14 protein-coding genes and 1 pseudogene are annotated in these 17,316 nt (G+C 61.4%); 8 read left to right on the top strand and 7 right to left on the bottom strand.

Features of this window, described 5'->3' with window-relative positions; translation table 11 throughout:
• Nucleotides 1-12: 12 nt before the first annotated feature.
• From GJB56_RS29995 to GJB56_RS31960, 3 genes and pseudogenes are all read left to right on the top strand, one after another.
• A complete protein-coding gene (locus tag GJB56_RS29995) occupies nt 13-1,407 on the top strand; it encodes an McrB family protein (protein ID WP_162793436.1) in 1,395 nt (464 codons plus the stop codon).
• Nucleotides 1,408-1,931: 524 nt separating this feature from the next.
• Nucleotides 1,932-2,603: pseudogene (locus GJB56_RS31820) on the top strand (5-methylcytosine restriction system specificity protein McrC).
• A 31-nt stretch (nt 2,604-2,634) separates the two neighbouring features.
• Nucleotides 2,635-2,937: a 5-methylcytosine restriction system specificity protein McrC gene (locus GJB56_RS31960; protein ID WP_268248332.1), complete on the top strand. Its 303-nt coding sequence runs from the start codon at nt 2,635-2,637 to the stop codon at nt 2,935-2,937.
• A gap of 326 nt (nt 2,938-3,263) precedes the next feature.
• Here GJB56_RS31960 and GJB56_RS30015 read toward each other — a convergent pair whose 3' ends face one another.
• From GJB56_RS30015 to GJB56_RS30045, 7 genes are all read right to left on the bottom strand, one after another.
• On the bottom strand, nt 3,264-4,139 hold the full coding sequence (locus tag GJB56_RS30015) for a slipin family protein (protein ID WP_113683812.1): 876 nt from the start codon (nt 4,137-4,139) through the stop codon (nt 3,264-3,266).
• Nucleotides 4,136-4,690 carry a DUF5994 family protein gene (locus GJB56_RS30020; RefSeq protein WP_021344819.1) on the bottom strand — a complete coding sequence of 185 codons (555 nt, stop codon included), beginning with the start codon at nt 4,688-4,690 and terminating at the stop codon, nt 4,136-4,138. Before GJB56_RS30020 ends, GJB56_RS30015 begins: the two co-directional genes overlap by 4 nt.
• A 420-nt stretch (nt 4,691-5,110) precedes the next feature.
• A complete protein-coding gene (locus tag GJB56_RS30025; RefSeq protein WP_113683810.1) occupies nt 5,111-6,016 on the bottom strand; it encodes a universal stress protein in 906 nt (301 codons plus the stop codon).
• The gene (locus GJB56_RS30030; RefSeq protein ID WP_024487698.1) at nt 6,013-6,531 is read right to left on the bottom strand and encodes a flavodoxin domain-containing protein; all 519 of its coding nucleotides are present in this window, start codon (nt 6,529-6,531) and stop codon (nt 6,013-6,015) included. Before GJB56_RS30030 ends, GJB56_RS30025 begins: the two co-directional genes overlap by 4 nt.
• Nucleotides 6,532-6,723: 192 nt before the next feature.
• Complete coding sequence (locus GJB56_RS30035; RefSeq protein ID WP_113684003.1) at nt 6,724-9,939, bottom strand: HAD-IA family hydrolase; 3,216 nt, start codon at nt 9,937-9,939, stop codon at nt 6,724-6,726.
• 26 nt (nt 9,940-9,965) lie between these two features.
• Nucleotides 9,966-12,629, bottom strand: coding sequence for a magnesium-translocating P-type ATPase (gene mgtA, locus GJB56_RS30040; RefSeq protein WP_113683809.1), 2,664 nt, complete (start codon nt 12,627-12,629; stop codon nt 9,966-9,968).
• Complete coding sequence (locus GJB56_RS30045) at nt 12,629-13,627, bottom strand: zinc-binding alcohol dehydrogenase family protein (RefSeq protein ID WP_113683808.1); 999 nt, start codon at nt 13,625-13,627, stop codon at nt 12,629-12,631. Before GJB56_RS30045 ends, mgtA begins: the two co-directional genes overlap by 1 nt.
• 431 nt (nt 13,628-14,058) lie before the next feature.
• Between GJB56_RS30045 and GJB56_RS30050 the strand changes: the two genes are divergently transcribed.
• The 5 genes from GJB56_RS30050 to GJB56_RS30070 all read left to right on the top strand — a co-directional run bounded on the left by GJB56_RS30050 (nt 14,059) and on the right by GJB56_RS30070 (nt 17,314).
• Nucleotides 14,059-14,325 (top strand): DUF4342 domain-containing protein, encoded by a 267-nt coding sequence (locus GJB56_RS30050; RefSeq protein WP_113683807.1) that lies wholly within the window; start codon nt 14,059-14,061, stop codon nt 14,323-14,325.
• A gap of 243 nt (nt 14,326-14,568) precedes the next feature.
• Nucleotides 14,569-15,516, top strand: coding sequence for an ABC transporter ATP-binding protein (locus GJB56_RS30055; protein WP_113683806.1), 948 nt, complete (start codon nt 14,569-14,571; stop codon nt 15,514-15,516).
• Entirely contained in the window at nt 15,513-16,352 is an 840-nt protein-coding gene (locus GJB56_RS30060; protein ID WP_113683805.1) for an ABC transporter permease, read from the top strand. Before GJB56_RS30055 ends, GJB56_RS30060 begins: the two co-directional genes overlap by 4 nt.
• A 100-nt stretch (nt 16,353-16,452) precedes the next feature.
• Entirely contained in the window at nt 16,453-16,686 is a 234-nt protein-coding gene (locus tag GJB56_RS30065) for a hypothetical protein (protein ID WP_154606732.1), read from the top strand.
• Entirely contained in the window at nt 16,679-17,314 is a 636-nt protein-coding gene (locus tag GJB56_RS30070; protein ID WP_113683803.1) for a hypothetical protein, read from the top strand. The genes GJB56_RS30065 and GJB56_RS30070 overlap by 8 nt, the downstream gene beginning before the upstream one ends.
• Nucleotides 17,315-17,316 lie beyond the last annotated feature (2 nt).

Here is a 17,316-nt window from a genome sequence, read left to right on the forward strand (position 1 = left end):
CCGGGCTCGCCGGTGCGATTCACTCCCGGCCAGCCGGTCTGGTCGGTCGCAAACTTTCAGGAGTTGAAAGCGATCTACGTCGATAGTCCTGACGAGGGAGGTCGGGATTTTTGGGACAAGTTGGCAGATCAGTTCGACGGAGCCAGCGACGGAGCGATTCAACTCTTTGCCGAGATCTTCCTGACCAACATGTTGCCCTTGTCCAGTCTCCTGGGGCGGACGAAGATCGGATATCTCCGCAGGGTTCTCGAGATGATGGAAGAACCTGTTGCCGTTCCCGATGACGTCGTCGCAGCAACTGCAGTGGGCGCTTTCCACGGTGGTCCCGGGTTCAACTTCGGGCGCTATTCGCAGTTGTGGTTGCTGATCAACTTCGGGCTGCATCTACACACACTGTCCCCGGCGGAACTGACGGAGATCGGCGAGGACCCGCTTGCGTTTCGTGCAGCTTTGGCCGCAGTGAAGACACCGAATCAGCCCATGCAACGCGGTGCCTTGCGCTACCTCGCCTTCCCGAAATTCTTTCTGTCGATCGTTAACCCTGTGCACCGCAGATTGATTCGAGACACCTTCGTGTCCTATCTGCCGCGGCAGGTTTCGGACGACGTGGATGCCGACCTCTTTGAGATCAACCGCGCTTTCGAGCAGGAACAACTCGGCCCCGTCGATTTCTACCAAGAACCGTGGGAGCCGATGTGGAAGCCGCCGAAGCCCCCGAAGGGCAAGGGATTTGGAATAAGTGCACGTGATGACGACGTGGACGAGGAGTTGGACGACGAAAACGATTCTTCCGTAACGGAATTCTCCATCGTGGATCCGGACCAAGAGCTAGCGGACTCGTTGCATGTGGATCTCGACTGGCTGGCCCGGTGCACCGACCTGCTGCGTGATCGCCCGCAACTGATCTTCTACGGGCCGCCCGGTACCGGGAAGACGTACATCGCGAAGACGTTGGCTCGGCATCTCGCCGGCCCGGACAACGTCACCATCGTGCAATTCCACCCTGCCTACAGCTACGAGGATTTCTTCGAAGGCTTCCGGCCCACCCCGCGCAGCGAAGGTCAAGTCGGCTTCGAACTCAAACCGGGCCCGATGCGCCGCTTGACCGACCGCGCCCGCACGCATCCTGATCAGTTGTTCGTGCTGGTCGTCGACGAGATCAACCGCGGAAACCTCGCCAAGATTTTCGGTGAGTTGTACTTCCTGCTCGAATACCGCGACGAGGCAATCGATCTGATGTACTCCACGGACAACGCCGAGCCGTTCACACTGCCACGCAATGTGGTCATCATCAGCCGCGATGATCACCACGGACCGCTCGATCGCCCTCGTAGACACCGCCATGCGCCGCCGCTTCGGATTCATTCCGCTGCACCCAGCGCAGGAGCCCACGAAAACTTCTCCTGAGACGCTGGCTCACCGCCCGCAAGTACCCGCAGCGCGTCGCGGACCTGCACCACGCCTTGAACGCGGCAATCGACGACCCGGACGCACCTGTTCAGGCCCTTGTATTTCATGCGCCCGGCGGTCGACAGTGATGGGGGATTGGCGCAGGTATTTCGGCAGCGCGATCATCCCGTTGCTCGAGGAATTCCACTTCGGTGACTCCCGCCGTGGATCTCGAAGCCCGATACGGCCTTGCTGCTCTGGAGAAGAGCCTGACCACCGGTGAATGATCCAGTTACGGTGACCCTCTTCGAGCGGCCACCCTGCGGTTACGGCTGCGCCGGCTGCCTGGTGTGCCGCCCGCAGGTGGCGTTGACGCCGGAGGGAGCTGCCGCGTTCGCGGCCACAGGACTGGTCACGGTCACACCCACGACCACTCCCGGAGTGTTCACACTGACCGCCACCGAAGAAGATCGGCGCCGTGACCATCGATGCTCTCACGGTGAGGGTGGAACCGAAAACACCGATCAGCCGTGTGATCTTCGATGTTGGGATACGTCCGTGACCCCGCGTGGTGGTCGCAGCACACCGCACTCGCCGACACGGATACGGACCTGGTTGCGGCGTTGGCCGAAGCGTTCGTCGTCGCCGCCGAGCGAGCGACCGCCCGCGGGCTGCTCTCCGGCTACCGCGAAGTCGAAGACTCGGGCCCGGTCTTGCGCGGACGGCTACGCGCGGGCGATCAGATCACCCGACGATTCTTCGCTCGCACTGCCGGCGGGTGATCCGCTACGACGAATACGGGCGAAGACATCGCCGAAAACCAGCTGCTGCTCGCCGCCACCGTGATTCTGCTCGATTCCGCGGTAGTCCCGCCCCGTCTGCAGACGCGGCTGGCCAGGCTCCGCCGCGCCCTCGCAGACGTCACACCGCCCACCGCTGGTGCCGAACCGTCCCCGGCGCGAACGAGATTGAACGAGCGCTACCACTGGGCATTGCAGTTGTCGGAGCTGATCACCGCGCATCGGTCCATCGAGCACCGCATCGGGACCGTCGTCGTGCGAGGCTTCGTCCTCGACATGTGGAAAGTGTTCGAGGATTTCCTGATGACCACCACCGCTGCTGCGATCGCCCGCCGCGGAGGAACCGGAGTGCGCCCCGGATGCGGCCCGACACGCTACCTCGATCACGGTCGCACCGCCCGCGATCGAACCTGACCTGACCTGGTACGACAACGACGACAAGCCCGTGGCAGTGATCGACGCCAAGTACAAAACAACCGCGGCCGGCAAGAGGGGACCGAACGCGGACATGTACCAATTGACCGCCTATTGCACCGCCCTCGGACTACGGGAAGGTCACTTGATCTACGCGAAAGGCGACACCGCTTCCCATGCGGTCGAGGTTGTCGGCGCCGACATCACCATCTACTGCCACGCCCTCGACCTGACCACGCCGCCAGCGAAGTTGCTGGCCTCGATCGACACGCTCGTCGAGACTATGAGGGCTCGGCACGGTGATGAATTCTCGGTGGCCGGACACAGCTCGTAGTCGTTGCAGGCAAGCAGCATTGGACGATCACGGAAGTGCTCGACGAGTGACGTGCTCCGCGGGCACCGCAGTGCTCCCATAGCCGCCGACTTTTGTCGTTTTTTCGTCCGGTATGCGCTCCAGCGTTGCCTTTATCAAGCGATGGTCGGTAGCCGGGCGACCTGTGGGTAGCGCGGGGGTATACGGGATACCTGATATGGCTTCGGCACGTCGTACCCGAACAATTTTTCATATGGGTTCGGCGTGTCAATTACGATTGAGTTTCTCAGGCTGCGCGAATCGGACACTTGTCTCGTGTCCGTGCAGCAAACCCCGGGCGAAGGTCGTCAGTGTGCAGGGATGGGCATTGGCGTCCCGTTGGTATCGGGCGGCGCCGGTGTGTGAAGAGGCGGACGGATAGCGGGTTTTTGCGTGGTGTGACCGAGGTCGGCGGAGGCTCGGGTTTCCTGGGCGAGGAAGTTGCCGAGTTCACCGATTGCGCTCATCAGGGGGGCAGGGAAGACGATGGTGGTGTTTTTCTCGACTCCGAGTTCGACGAGGGTTTGCAGATTGCGGAGCTGTAGCGCGAGGGGATGCGCCATCATCGTGTCCGAGGCGTCCCCGAGGGCTGCTGCTGCCAAGGATTCACCTTCTGCGGCAATGATTTTCGCTCTCTTTTCGCGTTCGGCTTCTGCTTCGCGGGCCATGGCGCGTTTCATGCTGTCGGGTAGTTGGATGTCTTTGAGTTCGACCAGTGTTACTTCGACGCCCCATTCGAGGGTTGCGACGTCGAGGATCTTTCGGATGTCGGCGTTGATGGTGTCGGTTTCGGAGAGCGCTTGATCGAGGCTGTGTTGTCCGACGATGTTGCGCAGGGTGGTTTGTGCGATCTGGTTGATGGCTGTGTCGACATTTTCTATGGCGACAACGGATTTCACGGCGTCGACGACGCGGAAGTAGGCGACGGCGGCGATGTCGACGCTGACGTTGTCACGGGTGATGATTCCTTGGGATTGGATCGGCATTGTCACGATGCGCAGTGATACGCGGGTGAGGCGGTCGACGAGCGGGATGATTACGGTCAGGCCGGGCGTCCGAACGTTTTGGACTTTGCCGAACCGCAGCAGTACTCCGCGTTCGTATTGGGTGATGACGCGAATCGACATCGCGAGCGCCCCGAGGATCACGACGACGATCACCGCGATGATGATCACGGCGGTCATGACCGCACCGCTTCCGGGGTAGCGCGGTCCTCGAGTGCCGAGGGATGCGGTTGTTGCAGGTGTCGGTCCATGTCGGCGCCAGTCTTTGCGATCGAGAGCAGCTCGGTCACGGGCGATTCGTTTCCGGCTTGGGCAGCGACAGTGAGGGCGCGATGCGCAGCATCAGGATCGCAGTGCGGCGGGACGACGAGTATCACGACTTCTCGCCCGTCGACGCCGGTGACGTACACGGTGCCGTGTGGTTGAAATCTGTAGCCGTCCAACCGGACCGAACGACCTGCGAAAGGAAGTCGAGTGGGGCGCGAATCCCATCCGTTCAGATCGTAGGCAACCCGATCGATCGGCCCCAGGCGTGTGATGACTGCGGTGAGCAGTTCGGGAAGCTCGGCTTCGAGGTCGGTGGAATACGGCCACCAGGCGCCGTCGACGCTACCGATCGGCGCCGAGGTGGAGTTCTGGGGTTCGGGCTTGAGCCTGAGCCGCGGAATCCGCGGCTCGTTGATGCCGTGATCGGTGTCTTTGGAGGGGATGACGGTGGACTCGTGCGTCATGACGACGCTCCTGTCTCGACCTGAGGTGGCCGAAGTAACTGCAATTCGGTGGCGACGTGAAAACGGCGATCACGTGCGGTGTGCATCCGATACCTTCGACGATACGCCCGCGAGGCTGCCGAAGCTGGTTGACGAGGGCGTACTCGACACGTTCACTGCCCACGAACCGGGGCGCGTTGGGAGCGAGAGCCTTTCGGTCCTACCGGCCGTCAGAACAATCGGATAATTCTCGAGAAAGCATGTCCTGTCTCTGGTCAGTGCGTTGTCATGTGCAATCGCCAGTTCGTCCGGGCGCCGACCCCGCAGTAGGCCGACACTGCGGTGAGCGGTTCACGAATGAAGCAGATTCTGCTGTAGCGATGTTCAACCGCGCAGCGGAAGGAGTCCGAGCTTTGGCGCGCAGCGGAGTGAAGCGTTGAATCATGGCGCCTTCGGCGAATGGACGATCAGAACGGGACAGTTGGTGGAGTGCATCAGCCGTCTGCTGGTCGAACCCAACATCATCGAGGTGAAACCACCTCGACCGCGACTGCCTACGACCACGAGTTGAGCATGTTGCGATTCGGAGACCAGAGCGTGGACCGGCCTGTCGCGTACGACGACATGTTTGACCTTCACGTCGGCGAACTTCTCACTCCATCCGGCCAAGCTTTCGGACAACACGGCACGCTCACCTGATTCGATTGCGCCCCAATTCAATGCGACCCCGTCCGGGTCGGATTGGAAGACGGTGGCGAGGTCGACGTCGGTCCATGCGTGGACGGCGACGAGTGCCGCGCCGCGCAAGGATGCACTTTCGAAGGCTTCTGCGATCGCTGGTTCACTGTTGGCGGTTCCGTCGACACCGACAACGACCGGCCCGGTCATCACCGCTTTTCCCGGTCGGCTTGTTCCGCGAATGATCGCGACGGGCACACGCGCGTGTGCGGCGACGGCGGAACTGACCGACCCGAGCAGCTCGCCGGCGAGCTGCCCGGACCCGTGGGAGCCGACTACGAGAATCGAACAGTCGCTACCTTCTTTGAGCAGAACATCCACGGCGTGCCCGTATCCCAGATGCTCGGTGACCGGGACCTTACTGCCGCTGCATTCGTCGGTGACAGCGGATCTGGCGGCGGAGAGGCGTTGTTGCCCTTCGTGATCTTGGTTCGGGAAGTTCGCGACCAGACGAAAGGCGTTACCGAAGGTCTCTGGGGTACCGAGCATGGCGGTGACGAGATGCAGTGGCAGGGACCGTAGAGAGGCTTCACGTGCTGCCCATCTCACGGCAGCAATGGAGCTGGCTGATCCGTCGACTCCGACCACGATGGGTGCTCGCGGCATCATGACGGCTTCCCTGAGGTCTGAGGAAATCCGCTCTGGTGTGCGAGCCGAATCTGCTCGGCCCACTCGTTCACGGATTCCCAGTCCCGGAAATCTCCCTCCGGTGCTCGGACAGCGCGAACCATCATCCGTTCCCCGAAACCGAGGGTGGTGCGATCGAGTTTTCCGGCGAACATTCGGTGCGCGCGGGCGCCCGTCGCCTCCACCTGAGCGCTCACATCGGGGGGATCGTTGACGGGTCGTCCGTTGTTGCCGACCGGCCCGGAGGAAAACAGCCATACCTGGCGAAGTAGCAGTGCTTCCCGGAAACGTGCGATGAACTCTTTTGCCGGCGGCAACCACCGCCCGGTGTAGATCGCACTGCCGATGACGACGGTGTCGTAGTCGGTGATCTCGTGCACGTCCTCGGGCTCGAGGAGGTCCACGTCGGCGCCGCTCCTCCTCAGCGCGTCGGCGAGTGCGCCAGCGATCTCGTCGGTCGATCCATGGCGACTTGCAGCTGTGACAAGCATCTTCATGAGCGCCTCCTCAGCGATGACCACGGATGTGTGGCTTCCCTTCGCACTGTGCCGTGTCGGAGAGTTTTCGGACAGAGTCGGGTGGTTCCCATTCGAGGGTCTTTCGGCGACGCATGCCTTGGTTCGAACGAGACCGCAAACGTCCGTCAACCCGGCGGTAGTCACCTGGTACAGACACGGCGGGGCCGCCGGTCACCGCGGCGGTGACTCCGAGGGCGGAGGCGGTTCCCGATGTGTGATTGCCGAATCGGCGGCGAGTTCGTAGGCGGTGTCGTGGATCGAGAGGGCAAGTGCTGCCGCCGAGCTGTGGCCGGAGGAAACAGAGGTCGAGGTGTGTGTGCACGTGATGTGAAGCCAGTGCCCTCGGTAATAGATGTCGAACGCCAGGGAGTCCAGTTCGGGTGGGAGCTGCGGGTGCAGCCATACCGTATCGGCGCGGAAGTCCAGTCCGGTGTAGCAGCGTTGGAGGATATCGATGCTTCCGGCCATCGCCCCCAGATGGATTCCCTCTCGGGTGGTTCCGCCCTGGCTGTCGGATAGGTCCGTCGACAACGCCTGGGTCAGCATTTCCCATGATTGTGATCTGTTTCCGCGGGCAAGGACCCAGGTGTGTGCCACTCGGCTCAGGGTTGATCCGTGCGAGGTTCTCTGCACGTAGTAGTCGACGGTGCGAGGTATGGACATGGGGTCGAACGGATAGCCCAGCCGTGTGATCAGGTCGGTCAGCACTTCCGCGGGGAACAGGTACAAGAGCATGAGAACATCGGCCTGTTTGGTGGCTTGATAATTGATGCACGAATCGCCCTCGGCTTCGAGGATCAGGTCGAGCCTGCCGATGTCGCCGTAGCGTGCGCGGTAGTCGGCCCAGTCGAGTTCTTTCAAGGATTGGAAGTTCTCGAACTGACTGAGTATTCCGTTGTCGAGGAAGGTCAGCCGGAGCCGTCGGCTGATATGTTCCCAGTGTGCGAGCTCGCTGTCGGCAATGCGCAATCGCCGCCCGGTGGCGGAGCCGTTTGCACCTCCGATGATCGCGATGGTCTCGAGCGTTCTCACCAGAGTCCATGCGGTCATGATGTTGATGTAGCTGTTGTTGTCGATCCCTGCGCCCGCGTGTCCTGGGTAGCCGTCGTGGAATTCGTCCGGTCCCATCACTCCGCGGATGTCGTAGCGATCGGAATCAGCATCGTATTCGGCGAGACTACTCCAGAATCGGGCATTGTCGACGAGGATCTCGGCGCCGAAATCGGTGAGAAATCCAAGATCGGTGGTGGTCTGCCAGTATCGCCAAACATTATAGGCGACAGCGAGATTGACATGATGCTGGCGCCGAGAATTATCAGGCATCCACCGTCTGGACCGCGGATTGAACAGTTCCTGCGGTGTTTCTTCGCGGCCGTCGCTGCCGCTCTGCCACGGAAACATTGCACCTTCGAGGCCGGCGTCGCGCGCGCTGCGCCGGGCGTGGGGGAGTCTGCGATGGCGATAAAGCAGCAACGAGCGCGCAAGTTCGGGCAGGCGTGTGGTGAGAAGAGGCAGGACGAAGAGTTCGTCCCAGAACACGTGTCCTCGATACGCTTCGCCGTGAAGGCCCCGCGCCGGCACCCCGACATCCAAGGGGCTTGTGTGCGCCGAGAGAGTCTGAAGGACATGAGCCATCTGGACGTTGGTTGCCAGTGCTGTCATCCCATCCCCTTCCAAGATGGTGGAAAATCGTTGCCACAGTTCGTGCCAGGCCTCGCAATGGCGTTGTGAGAGTTCGGCATTGCCGGGGGAATCCTCGAGGCATTGCCGTGCGGCGAACTCGGGTTCGGAGATGGAGCGGTCATGGGAGGTGAAAATGGTCGCTGTCTTCTCGAAGTTCAAGGCGTGACCTTGCTCGATGCGGCACGAGAGGATCTGGAACGTGGTCGAATCGACGATTTCGACTCGGCGCGTGTGCTCGACCGCTGCACCGTCGCTGCGCCGAACGCGCAGGCGTTCCGCTTGGGCGATGCGGATCTGTGATTGTCGGGTGTGCACGGTCGACGAGATCGATTCCACGCCAATAGACTTCGCACTGACCTGATCGAAATGATATCCGTCGAGCAGTGCATATTCCGGAACATTGGAATTGGTGACACCGGCATCGATGCCCGAGCGGACTTCGACGGATCCCGACCAGTTCTCGGCGGTGAGCGTGGTCGTCAGTGCTGCCAGATGAGGATCGTCCATCGACACCAGTCGGTGCTGAGTGATGCGTGTGATCCGGCCTGCGGAATCACCGACCACACTTTCCCTCCGGAGGACGCCCCGGCGGAGGTCGAACGATTCGTGATGATGATGCACGGCATGAGTGTGGGCGCCCAGCCACGTTCCGCCAGTAGCGCGGAAGGTGAAGTGGGCCCAGTTGGGGAGGTTGACGATGCTTTCGTCGGTGCGGCTTCGATCGTCGATGTGGGAGGTCAATCTGTTGTAGCACCCTGCCACGTACACGCCGGGATAGTGGATTCCGTCAGCTGTCGTCTCTGCCAGGGCGCCCCGGGTGGCGAAGTACCCATTGCCTTGGGTCAGCAACGCCTCGCGTGTGCCGGCGGTGTCGGGATCGATTCCGCGGTATTCCAGTGACCACTCGTCTTCGCCGGACTCCTGGCACAGGGCGCATTCGGAATCGACGTTGTCCCCTGCCCTCGGTGCGGTGGGAGTAAGTTGCACATCCAGAAGATCGAGATTGTCGACGACGACATCGGCTCCGTTCGACATCAGAGCCGCGTGGTCGTTCCCCAGCCCGACGGAGAGCCCGAATCCACCGTCCTTCGCGGCGCGGACCCCGGCCTGAGCGTCTTCGATCACCACGCATTGAACGGGGTGCAATTTCAGTCGGCGCGCGGCTTCGAGGAACATCTCAGGGCTGGGCTTGCCGTCCAACGACAGCGTGGCAGCATCGATTCCGTCGACACGAACGCAGAAGTAGTCGCTGATTTCGCCGCGTTCGAGGACCAGGCCGGCGTTTCGGCTTGCTGACACCAGTGCCGTCGGGATACGGGCGGAATGAAGACGCTGCAGCAGCCGGACGGTGGGGGCGATGGTTTTCACCCCGATCGCCGCGATTTCGTCCAGAAAGTATCTGTCCTTGTCGTGCGCGAGTGACTCGATCGTTGGTCCTTGCGCACCGCACTCCGATGCTTTCGCAGGGAGGGTGACGCCGCGGGAGAGCAGATATGCTTCCAATCCGGCGGCGCGTTCCCTCCCGTCGATGTACTCGAGGTAGTCACCTCGACTGAGGTCGACGGTGCCGAACCGTCCTTCACCGGACAGCTGGTGGAACAGTCGCCGCCACGCTGCGAAATGCAGTGAGGCTGTGTCGGTGACGACGCCGTCCATGTCGAAGAGCACACCTCGAAAGCTTCCGGTACCGATCGTCAGGGACATCGGACACTCGTCCTGCCAGATAGTCACTACTGTGTTCTCGGCAGTGGCAGGGGCGTGCTGAACCTGGACGCTCGGCGATGGATACGGTGCATGGTCCCGCGTACACGTTCGTGCGACGTCGGATGCACAGGTTCGCTGTAGAACATCTTCTTCGCGAACTCGACGAACACGAGATACACCGCCACCATGAGGACCAAAGCGACGAAAAAGTCCAGCGGGAGGGCGGTGAACCCGAGATCGTCGGCCCACGGCGAAACAGTGAGCGCAACACCGATGGCCATGACCGCGGCCGTCGAGATGACCAGGGCCGCGCTGGGCCGGCTTCGGAAGAACGGTGTCCGGCGGGTCCTGATCGCGAAGATGATCAACGTCTGTGTAGCCAACGACTCGACGAACCAACCCGTTCGGAACAACTCGGGACCAGCATGAAAGACGCCCAACATCACGGCGAACGTCATGAAATCGAACAGTGAACTGATCGGACCGAATGTCAGCATGAACTTGCGGATGAACGCGATGTCCCAGTGCGATGGTGCCTGAAGTTGTTCGGCGTCGACGTGGTCGGTGGGGATGGTCAGTTGGCTCGAATCGTAGAGCAGGTTGTTCAGGAGTATCTGGCTCGGGAGCATCGGAAGGAACGGAAGAACCGCCGACGCTGCTGCAGCGCTGAACATGTTGCCGAAGTTGCTCGAGGTTCCCATGAGGACGTACTTGATCGTGTTCGCGAATATTCGTCGACCTTCGGACACTCCGGTGGCCAACACTCCCAGATCCTTTTCAAGCAGCAGAACATCGGCAGCGTCCTTCGCGACATCTGTCGCCGTGTCGACCGAGATCCCGACGTCGGCAGCGTGCAACGCGAGAGCGTCGTTGACGCCGTCGCCGAGGAATCCCACCGCCCGGCCCCGTCGGCGCAACAGGCGGATGACCCGTGCTTTCTGTTCGGGGGACACCCGCGCGAAGATCGTGGCCAGTTGGGCATTTTCGGTCAATGATTGATCGTCCATCGCGTCGATTTCGGCGCCGAGAAGAGTTCCACCGGAAGCTAATCCGAGATCGCGACAGACTTTCTCCGCCACCTGCGCGTTGTCGCCCGTCGCCACCTTGACGGCAATGCCGAGTGCGCTCAGTTCCTTCAGCGAGGCTTCGGCCGCGGCCTTCGGTTCGTCGAGGAAGACCAGGAAACCGACGAGCGTCAGGGCCGCTTCGTCCTCTGCGGTGATCTGGGTGAGACCGGGCGCGGATTTGGCGGCGACCGCGACCACACGACTGCCGTCAGCGAAAAGGGCAGCCAGAGTCCTGTGCGCCGCAGTCGACACATCGAGACATCGATCCAAGAGAACTTCCGGGGCCCCTTTGACCACCACTTCCGGACTGGACGCCGACGGGCCGCGCACCAGCGCTGATGTCATCCTCCGCTCGTGATCGAAGGGATGAATGCCGAGGGTGGTGAACCCTGCCACGAGGCCTCGTTCCGAGTCGGACGCTTGCCACAAGGCCGCGTCCATAGGGTTCGCGCCAGGTCCGATCTGAGCGGCGTGCTCGGGGCGAGACTCGGTGGCGAGTAGTCCGTACCGCAGGACTCGGTCGTCGGCGAGGCCGTCGGGGGTCAGTGCATGTGTGAAGGTGATCTGACCGTTGGTGAGCGTGCCGGTTTTGTCGGTCACCAAGACATCCAGATCACCCAGATCTTCAATGCAGACAAGCCTTTTGACCAAAACCTTGTGTTTGGCGAGTTGGCGGGATCCCGAAGCCAAGCTCGAACTGACCACTGCGGGAAGCAGTTGCGGGGTGATACCGACGGCGATTGCCAGCGCAAAGAGTAGTGACTCGATCACAGGGCGCTCGAGAACCAGGTTGATGATCAAAATCATCGACACCAAAGCGAGCGCCACCTTCAACAACAGCATCGAGAATTTCCGCAGGCCGATCTGAAAGTCCGTCTCCGGGTGTTTCTGGCCGAGCGCGGCAGCGATTCGGCCGAACTCCGCATGATTCCCCGTTGCAATGACGACACCGTCCGCGGTGCCGGCCCGAACCACGGTACCCATGAATGCGCAGTTGACGAGGTCGGCCTGTGCGCTTCCCGGAGGTAAAGGAGACAACGATTTCGGTGCTGGAAGCGACTCCCCGCTGAGCATGCTCTCGTCGCACTCGAGTCCGTTGACAGCAATCAGCCGCAGGTCCGCGGGAACCACCGACCCCAAGGTGAGACGAAGGATGTCGCCGGGTACCAGATCGGCGACGTCGACCTCCGTCGCGGATCCGTCTCGTAGTGTCACCGCCGTGTGCCGTACCTGCGAATGGAGCGCTGCACTTGCCCGCTCAGCCCGGTATTCGTTGGTGAATCCGAGCCCGATGCTCGCCGTCAAGATGATGCCGATGATGACGGCATCGTTTCGGTCGCCCAGGAAGAACGAGATGACCGCAGTGACAGCGAGGAGCGCAAGGATCGCGCTTTTCAGTTGACGAGCCAGGACCGCTGCGGCACTGACGCGGTGTGAACGGACGGCATTGGGGCCGTACTCGGCGAGCCGCCGTGATGCTTCTGCGCTAGTCAATCCAGCCGAGGTGGTATCCAACAACGCGAGTACGTCCGCGAACTCGGCGATGGACGCCTCAGCCGCACCGTATTCGTCGGGCGCCTTCGACGGATCGAGCGAGGTAACGCGTAACGCGGACCGGCTCATCAGTACACCAGCACCGCAGCACCGGTGACACGATCGTCAGCCAGGTCCATGAGCGCACGATCCGCGTCCGCGAGCGGATACCTCTGCACCCTGACATCCAGATGGTGGTGGCCCGCAAAATCAAGGAACTCGACGGCATCGATGCGGGTGTTGGCTGTCACCGAGCGCACTTGGCGTTCGTAGAAGAGGTGCCGCTGATAGTTCATCGGCGGGATGTTCGACAGGTGAATACCGGCGATCGACAGAACACCCCCTCGATCCAAGGACTCGAGCGCAACAGGAACCAGGTCGCCGACAGGGGCGAACAGAATCGACGCATCGAGCGGCACGGGCGGTCGGTCGTGTGAGCCTTGAACGGAGGCCACGCCCAACTCGAGTGCGAGTGTGCGCGCCGAAGGACTGCGCGTCATCACGTGCACTTCGCATCCTCGCGCCATCGCGATCTGCGCTGCTAGATGCCCGCTACCTCCGAAACCGTAGATCCCCAGACGCCCACCTTCGGGCAGATCGGAGCGTTCGAGAGCGCGGAAGCCGATGATGCCAGCACACAACAACGGCGCCAACTCGACGTCGCTGTAGCCCGAAGGCAACGCAAGCGCGAATGCTGCAGCAACGGAAATGTATTCGGCGTATCCGCCGTCGACGTCCCAGCCCGTGTACGTGGAATTCGGGCACAGATTTTCGGCCCCGCGCACACAGAATCGGCAGCTGCCACATGTGGAGTGCAGCCATGGCACCCCGACTCGATCACCGAATGCGAATCCGGATACGGAATCTCCCACTTCCTCGACCAACCCGACGACCTCGTGACCGGGGACCACACCGGATTTGTGGATGGGGAGGTCCCCTTCGCTGACGTGAAGATCGGTCCGGCAGACCCCGCACGCGACGACTTTGACGAGAAGCTCGTCAGGCAGAATCGTGGGCCGCGGAATGCGTCCGAACGTCATAGGGTGCGCATGGATCGACGTGGGTTCAAGGACGCGCCAGCCCAGCATCGGGGCCGGCCCAGACGCCGACGTGTCGGCGCGTTCAGTTCCCGCTCGCGCTCTGTCCATCCTGTGATGATCGCCGGTTCAGTGACCCGGTCATAGGGTCACTGGTCACCATGACGACCAGCGGGGCCGAGTGGTGCGGACTGCCGAAAGACCCTGCCACTGCGAGGAGGTGCCCACGGTCTGGGCGAAGGCCATCATCCGTTCGAGAGCCCCGAGCTCACTATTGCTGTGTGGGCGCTCGACATCTGCATCCGTAAAGAACTGCCCCGCAGGTACAAAGACTCTACGCACGCGATGTTCCGCCCCCGACACTGATGACGGGTAGTCGATCGGCTACCCGGCGCCCCGATATCGCACCGCGTCCACATCGTGCGTTGGTATAGAACGGAATGTCGACTATGCAGGGACAGGGAAATTCAGTAAACGGATCCATGGGCGCCGCTCCTCCGACGAACAGCTTCCAGGTTCAGGGAGCTGAGGTCACTGATGCGGTGAAGAAGCTGCTACATGATGGCAACGTCCGACGAATTGTGGTGAAAAACGACCATGACCACACCATTTTCGAGATTCCGGTCACGGTTGGCGTCGTGGTCGCCATAGCGGCACCTGTTCTGGTCGCAGTTGCTGCCGTCGCCGCTGTGGTGAAGGACTGTCGAATCGAGGTTCATCGCGCGACCGAAGAGGTGCCGGTCTCCTGACAGCGTTGCCGATGACTACAGACCCTGTCCGCTCCCTCAGGTCCATCCCTCTGACGAAGGAACCCATATGCGTAGGCTTGCAGCAACTGCGGGAGCCGAGGGGATGCGCGATCGCGGTCCGCAATTTCACGTGAGTGCCGGAGATGGGGAACGCGAGGCGGCGGCCTGTGTGATCGATACATGGCCCGGAACGATCTGCACCGCACCGTCAGCGTCTGCGCAACCGAATTCTGGTAGGCCGTGATGAGCCACACGATCGAAGTTCGAGAGCTCAGCAAGAGTTACGGCGACAAGCTTGTGATCGACGACCTGTCTTTCGACGTCGAATCCGGTTCAGTGACAGGGTTTCTCGGGCCGAACGGGTCAGGAAAGTCCACCACGATGCGATTGATCGTCGGGCTCGACCACCCCAGTCATGGACATGTCCACATCAACGGCGTGAACTATGCCCAGCTCCGTCAGCCCTTGCGTGAAGTCGGCACACTCCTGGATTCCGAGGCTGTTCACGCAGGTCGATCGGCGTACAATCATCTGCTTTATCTCGCTCAAACACAGTCTATTTCGAGGAACCGGGTCGATGAGGTCCTCGATCTCGTCGGCCTCCGTGACGTCAAGGGAGAACGTGCGGGTTCCTTTTCGCTCGGTATGCGCAAGCGTTTGGGAATCGCAGCGGCACTCTTGGGGGATCCGACGACCTTCATCATGGATGAACCGATCAACGGATTGGATCCAGACGGCATCTTCTGGATGCGCTCCATGATGAGGCACCTCGCAAGCGAGGGAAGAACTGTGTTCGTCTCCAGCCATCTCATGGGCGAAATGGCGCAAACCGCTGACAACCTCGTCGTGATCGATCACGGAAAACTGATAGCACAGTGCACCACCAAGGAATTGGTCGCTCGAAGCAGCCACACCTCCGTGTTGGTGAGGTCATCCGATTCGCCGGCACTCGCCGAACGTATCGCCTCGGCCGGCGGGCATACCGGCGCGCGTGATGACGGCGCACTCACCGTGCGTGATATTTCCGCTCAGCGTGTCGGCGAACTCGCCAATCAGCATCACATCGCGATCTATGAGCTGACACCGGAAGTGGCTACGTTGGAGGAAGCGTTCATGAACCTCACCCACCCTGCAATGACGCCCCACGAGCGGTCGCTGATGCCTCTCGCCACAGAAAGTGCCGCGAGATGAGTATCTCCGCGTTTCATGACGAACCCGCTGCGCCTGCGCAGCACCTCAGCAGCCTGAATTTTGTGGGATTGCTGAAATCGGAGTGGACCAAACTCGTATCGCTCCGCTCGGCGATCTGGTCCCTGTCGCTGATGGTTGTCGTCACTGTCGGTTTCACTGCGCTGTTCACGTGGTTTACCGTGGCGTACTGGGACAGAGTCGATCGGCTGGCCCAAATGCAGATTGTGGCCGACCCTACTCGCCAGATTCTCGGCGCCGGTTTTCAGCTCGGACAGCTGGCGGTGTGTGTCCTCGGCGTTCTCGTCATGACCAGCGAGTATGCCAGCGGAACGATCAGAGCGAGCCTGCTGGCGGTTCCTGCGCGGATACCGGTCCTGGCCGCCAAGTCCGGATTGTTCATGGTTGTGGTCTTCGTGGTCGGCGAGCTCGCGGCCTTTCCGGCGTTTTTTGTCGGATCGGCGGTGATGGGGTCGCGTGTATCGGTGTCGTTGGGTGATCCGGGTGTCCTGCGAGCCGTAGTCGGTGCGGGTCTGTACCTTTCGGTGCTGGGAGTGATGGCGATCGCGATCGGCGCTCTCGTCCGCCACACAGCGGGAGCCGTCACCGGCATCATCGGTTTCGTTCTCGTTTTGGCGCCCCTGGCTCAGCTGCTGCCCGGCAGTATCGGGCAGCACGTCCACGCCTATTTACCCTCGCAGGCCGGGAGCTTGATCGCCTCACCGAAGCAAGCCCCCGGAGATCTGCTCTCGCCGTGGCAAGGTTTCGGCGTCGCGGTGATCTGGACCGTACTCTTGATCGGCTTCGCCGGTTACATGCTCAGACGTCGAGACGCGTAGACCGCACCTAAAACTGGTGTCGAACCGATTCGAAGACAAAACAATTGAGGCTCCCGTGACGACCATCGACCACAGTCCTGCACATGTGCTGCCAATCGTTGTGACCACAGTATTCGCTGCCGGCCCAGAAGCGCTCCACCCGCTTGCCTGGTCGAATGCCGCTTTCGTGGCAATCGGTGCGGTCGCGGATCCGACGACCACCTATGCAGAGGCGTGGCCGAAAGTCGCGTCGACGACAGCGGGGTGCACCGGCGAGTTCGGTGCCCGAGGGGCCTGGAGCGAAACCGGCCGCATCTCGCTGGGCAGCACGAGGATGTGGACGCGGAATGAATGAGGCTGCGGAATCGATCGGCGGTGCTGGTCTCATTGCTTTTCACATACTTGCATCGAGGCCGTTGCGTCGGTGGAGAACTGGCTGGGGCGCAACGGCATCGGAGATCGCAGAGACGCTTCCCGGCGATGAGTTCGTCCCGAACGCGGCATGGTCGTACACACACGCGATCACTGTCGATTCCGCAGCAGATCAGTTGTGGCCGTCGCTGATTCAAATAGGCCAACAACGTGCGGGTTTCTACAGCTATCGCGGGCTGGAGAACATGGTGGGATGCAACATCACGAGTGCAGCAGGTATCAATCACGACTTCCAACTCCTCGAAGTGGGGGACAAGGTAGCTCTGCACCCGAAATCACCCCCTCTGACCGTGACGATGATCAAGCGCGGCACGACAATGGTTCTTCTCGGCGAAGGCCCGGACATAGCCGATCATGCTCTGTGGTCGTTCCATTTACGTCCCATAACCTCGGACAGAACACGACTGATCGAGCGGGGGAGATACTCACATGGACGGTCAGTGGCCAGCCGCCTTGCTTTCGGATGCTCGATCATCGAACCGATAGGTTTCGTGATGAGCAGGAAAATGTTGCACACACTCCGCGCGAACGCCGAAGCGATGCCACGCTAGAT

It is taken from the genome of Rhodococcus sp. AQ5-07 (genome assembly GCF_009707305.1).
GTDB classification, from domain to species: Bacteria; Actinomycetota; Actinomycetes; order Mycobacteriales; family Mycobacteriaceae; genus Rhodococcus_F; species Rhodococcus_F erythropolis.

Coding starts and splice junctions, on each gene's coding strand:
- GJB56_RS30060 (WP_113683805.1), top strand. CDS start 15,513: ATGAGTATCTCCGCGTTTCATGACGAACCCGCTGCGCCTGCGCAGCAC.
- GJB56_RS30070 (WP_113683803.1), top strand. CDS start 16,679: ATGAATGAGGCTGCGGAATCGATCGGCGGTGCTGGTCTCATTGCTTTT.
- GJB56_RS30055 (WP_113683806.1), top strand. CDS start 14,569: ATGAGCCACACGATCGAAGTTCGAGAGCTCAGCAAGAGTTACGGCGAC.
- GJB56_RS30025 (WP_113683810.1), bottom strand. CDS start 6,016: ATGATGCCGCGAGCACCCATCGTGGTCGGAGTCGACGGATCAGCCAGC.
- mgtA (WP_113683809.1), bottom strand. CDS start 12,629: ATGAGCCGGTCCGCGTTACGCGTTACCTCGCTCGATCCGTCGAAGGCG.
- GJB56_RS30015 (WP_113683812.1), bottom strand. CDS start 4,139: ATGACCGCCGTGATCATCATCGCGGTGATCGTCGTCGTGATCCTCGGG.
- GJB56_RS30030 (WP_024487698.1), bottom strand. CDS start 6,531: ATGAAGATGCTTGTCACAGCTGCAAGTCGCCATGGATCGACCGACGAG.
- GJB56_RS30020 (WP_021344819.1), bottom strand. CDS start 4,690: ATGACGCACGAGTCCACCGTCATCCCCTCCAAAGACACCGATCACGGC.
- GJB56_RS30045 (WP_113683808.1), bottom strand. CDS start 13,627: ATGCTGGGCTGGCGCGTCCTTGAACCCACGTCGATCCATGCGCACCCT.
- GJB56_RS30050 (WP_113683807.1), top strand. CDS start 14,059: ATGGGCGCCGCTCCTCCGACGAACAGCTTCCAGGTTCAGGGAGCTGAG.
- GJB56_RS30035 (WP_113684003.1), bottom strand. CDS start 9,939: ATGTCCCTGACGATCGGTACCGGAAGCTTTCGAGGTGTGCTCTTCGAC.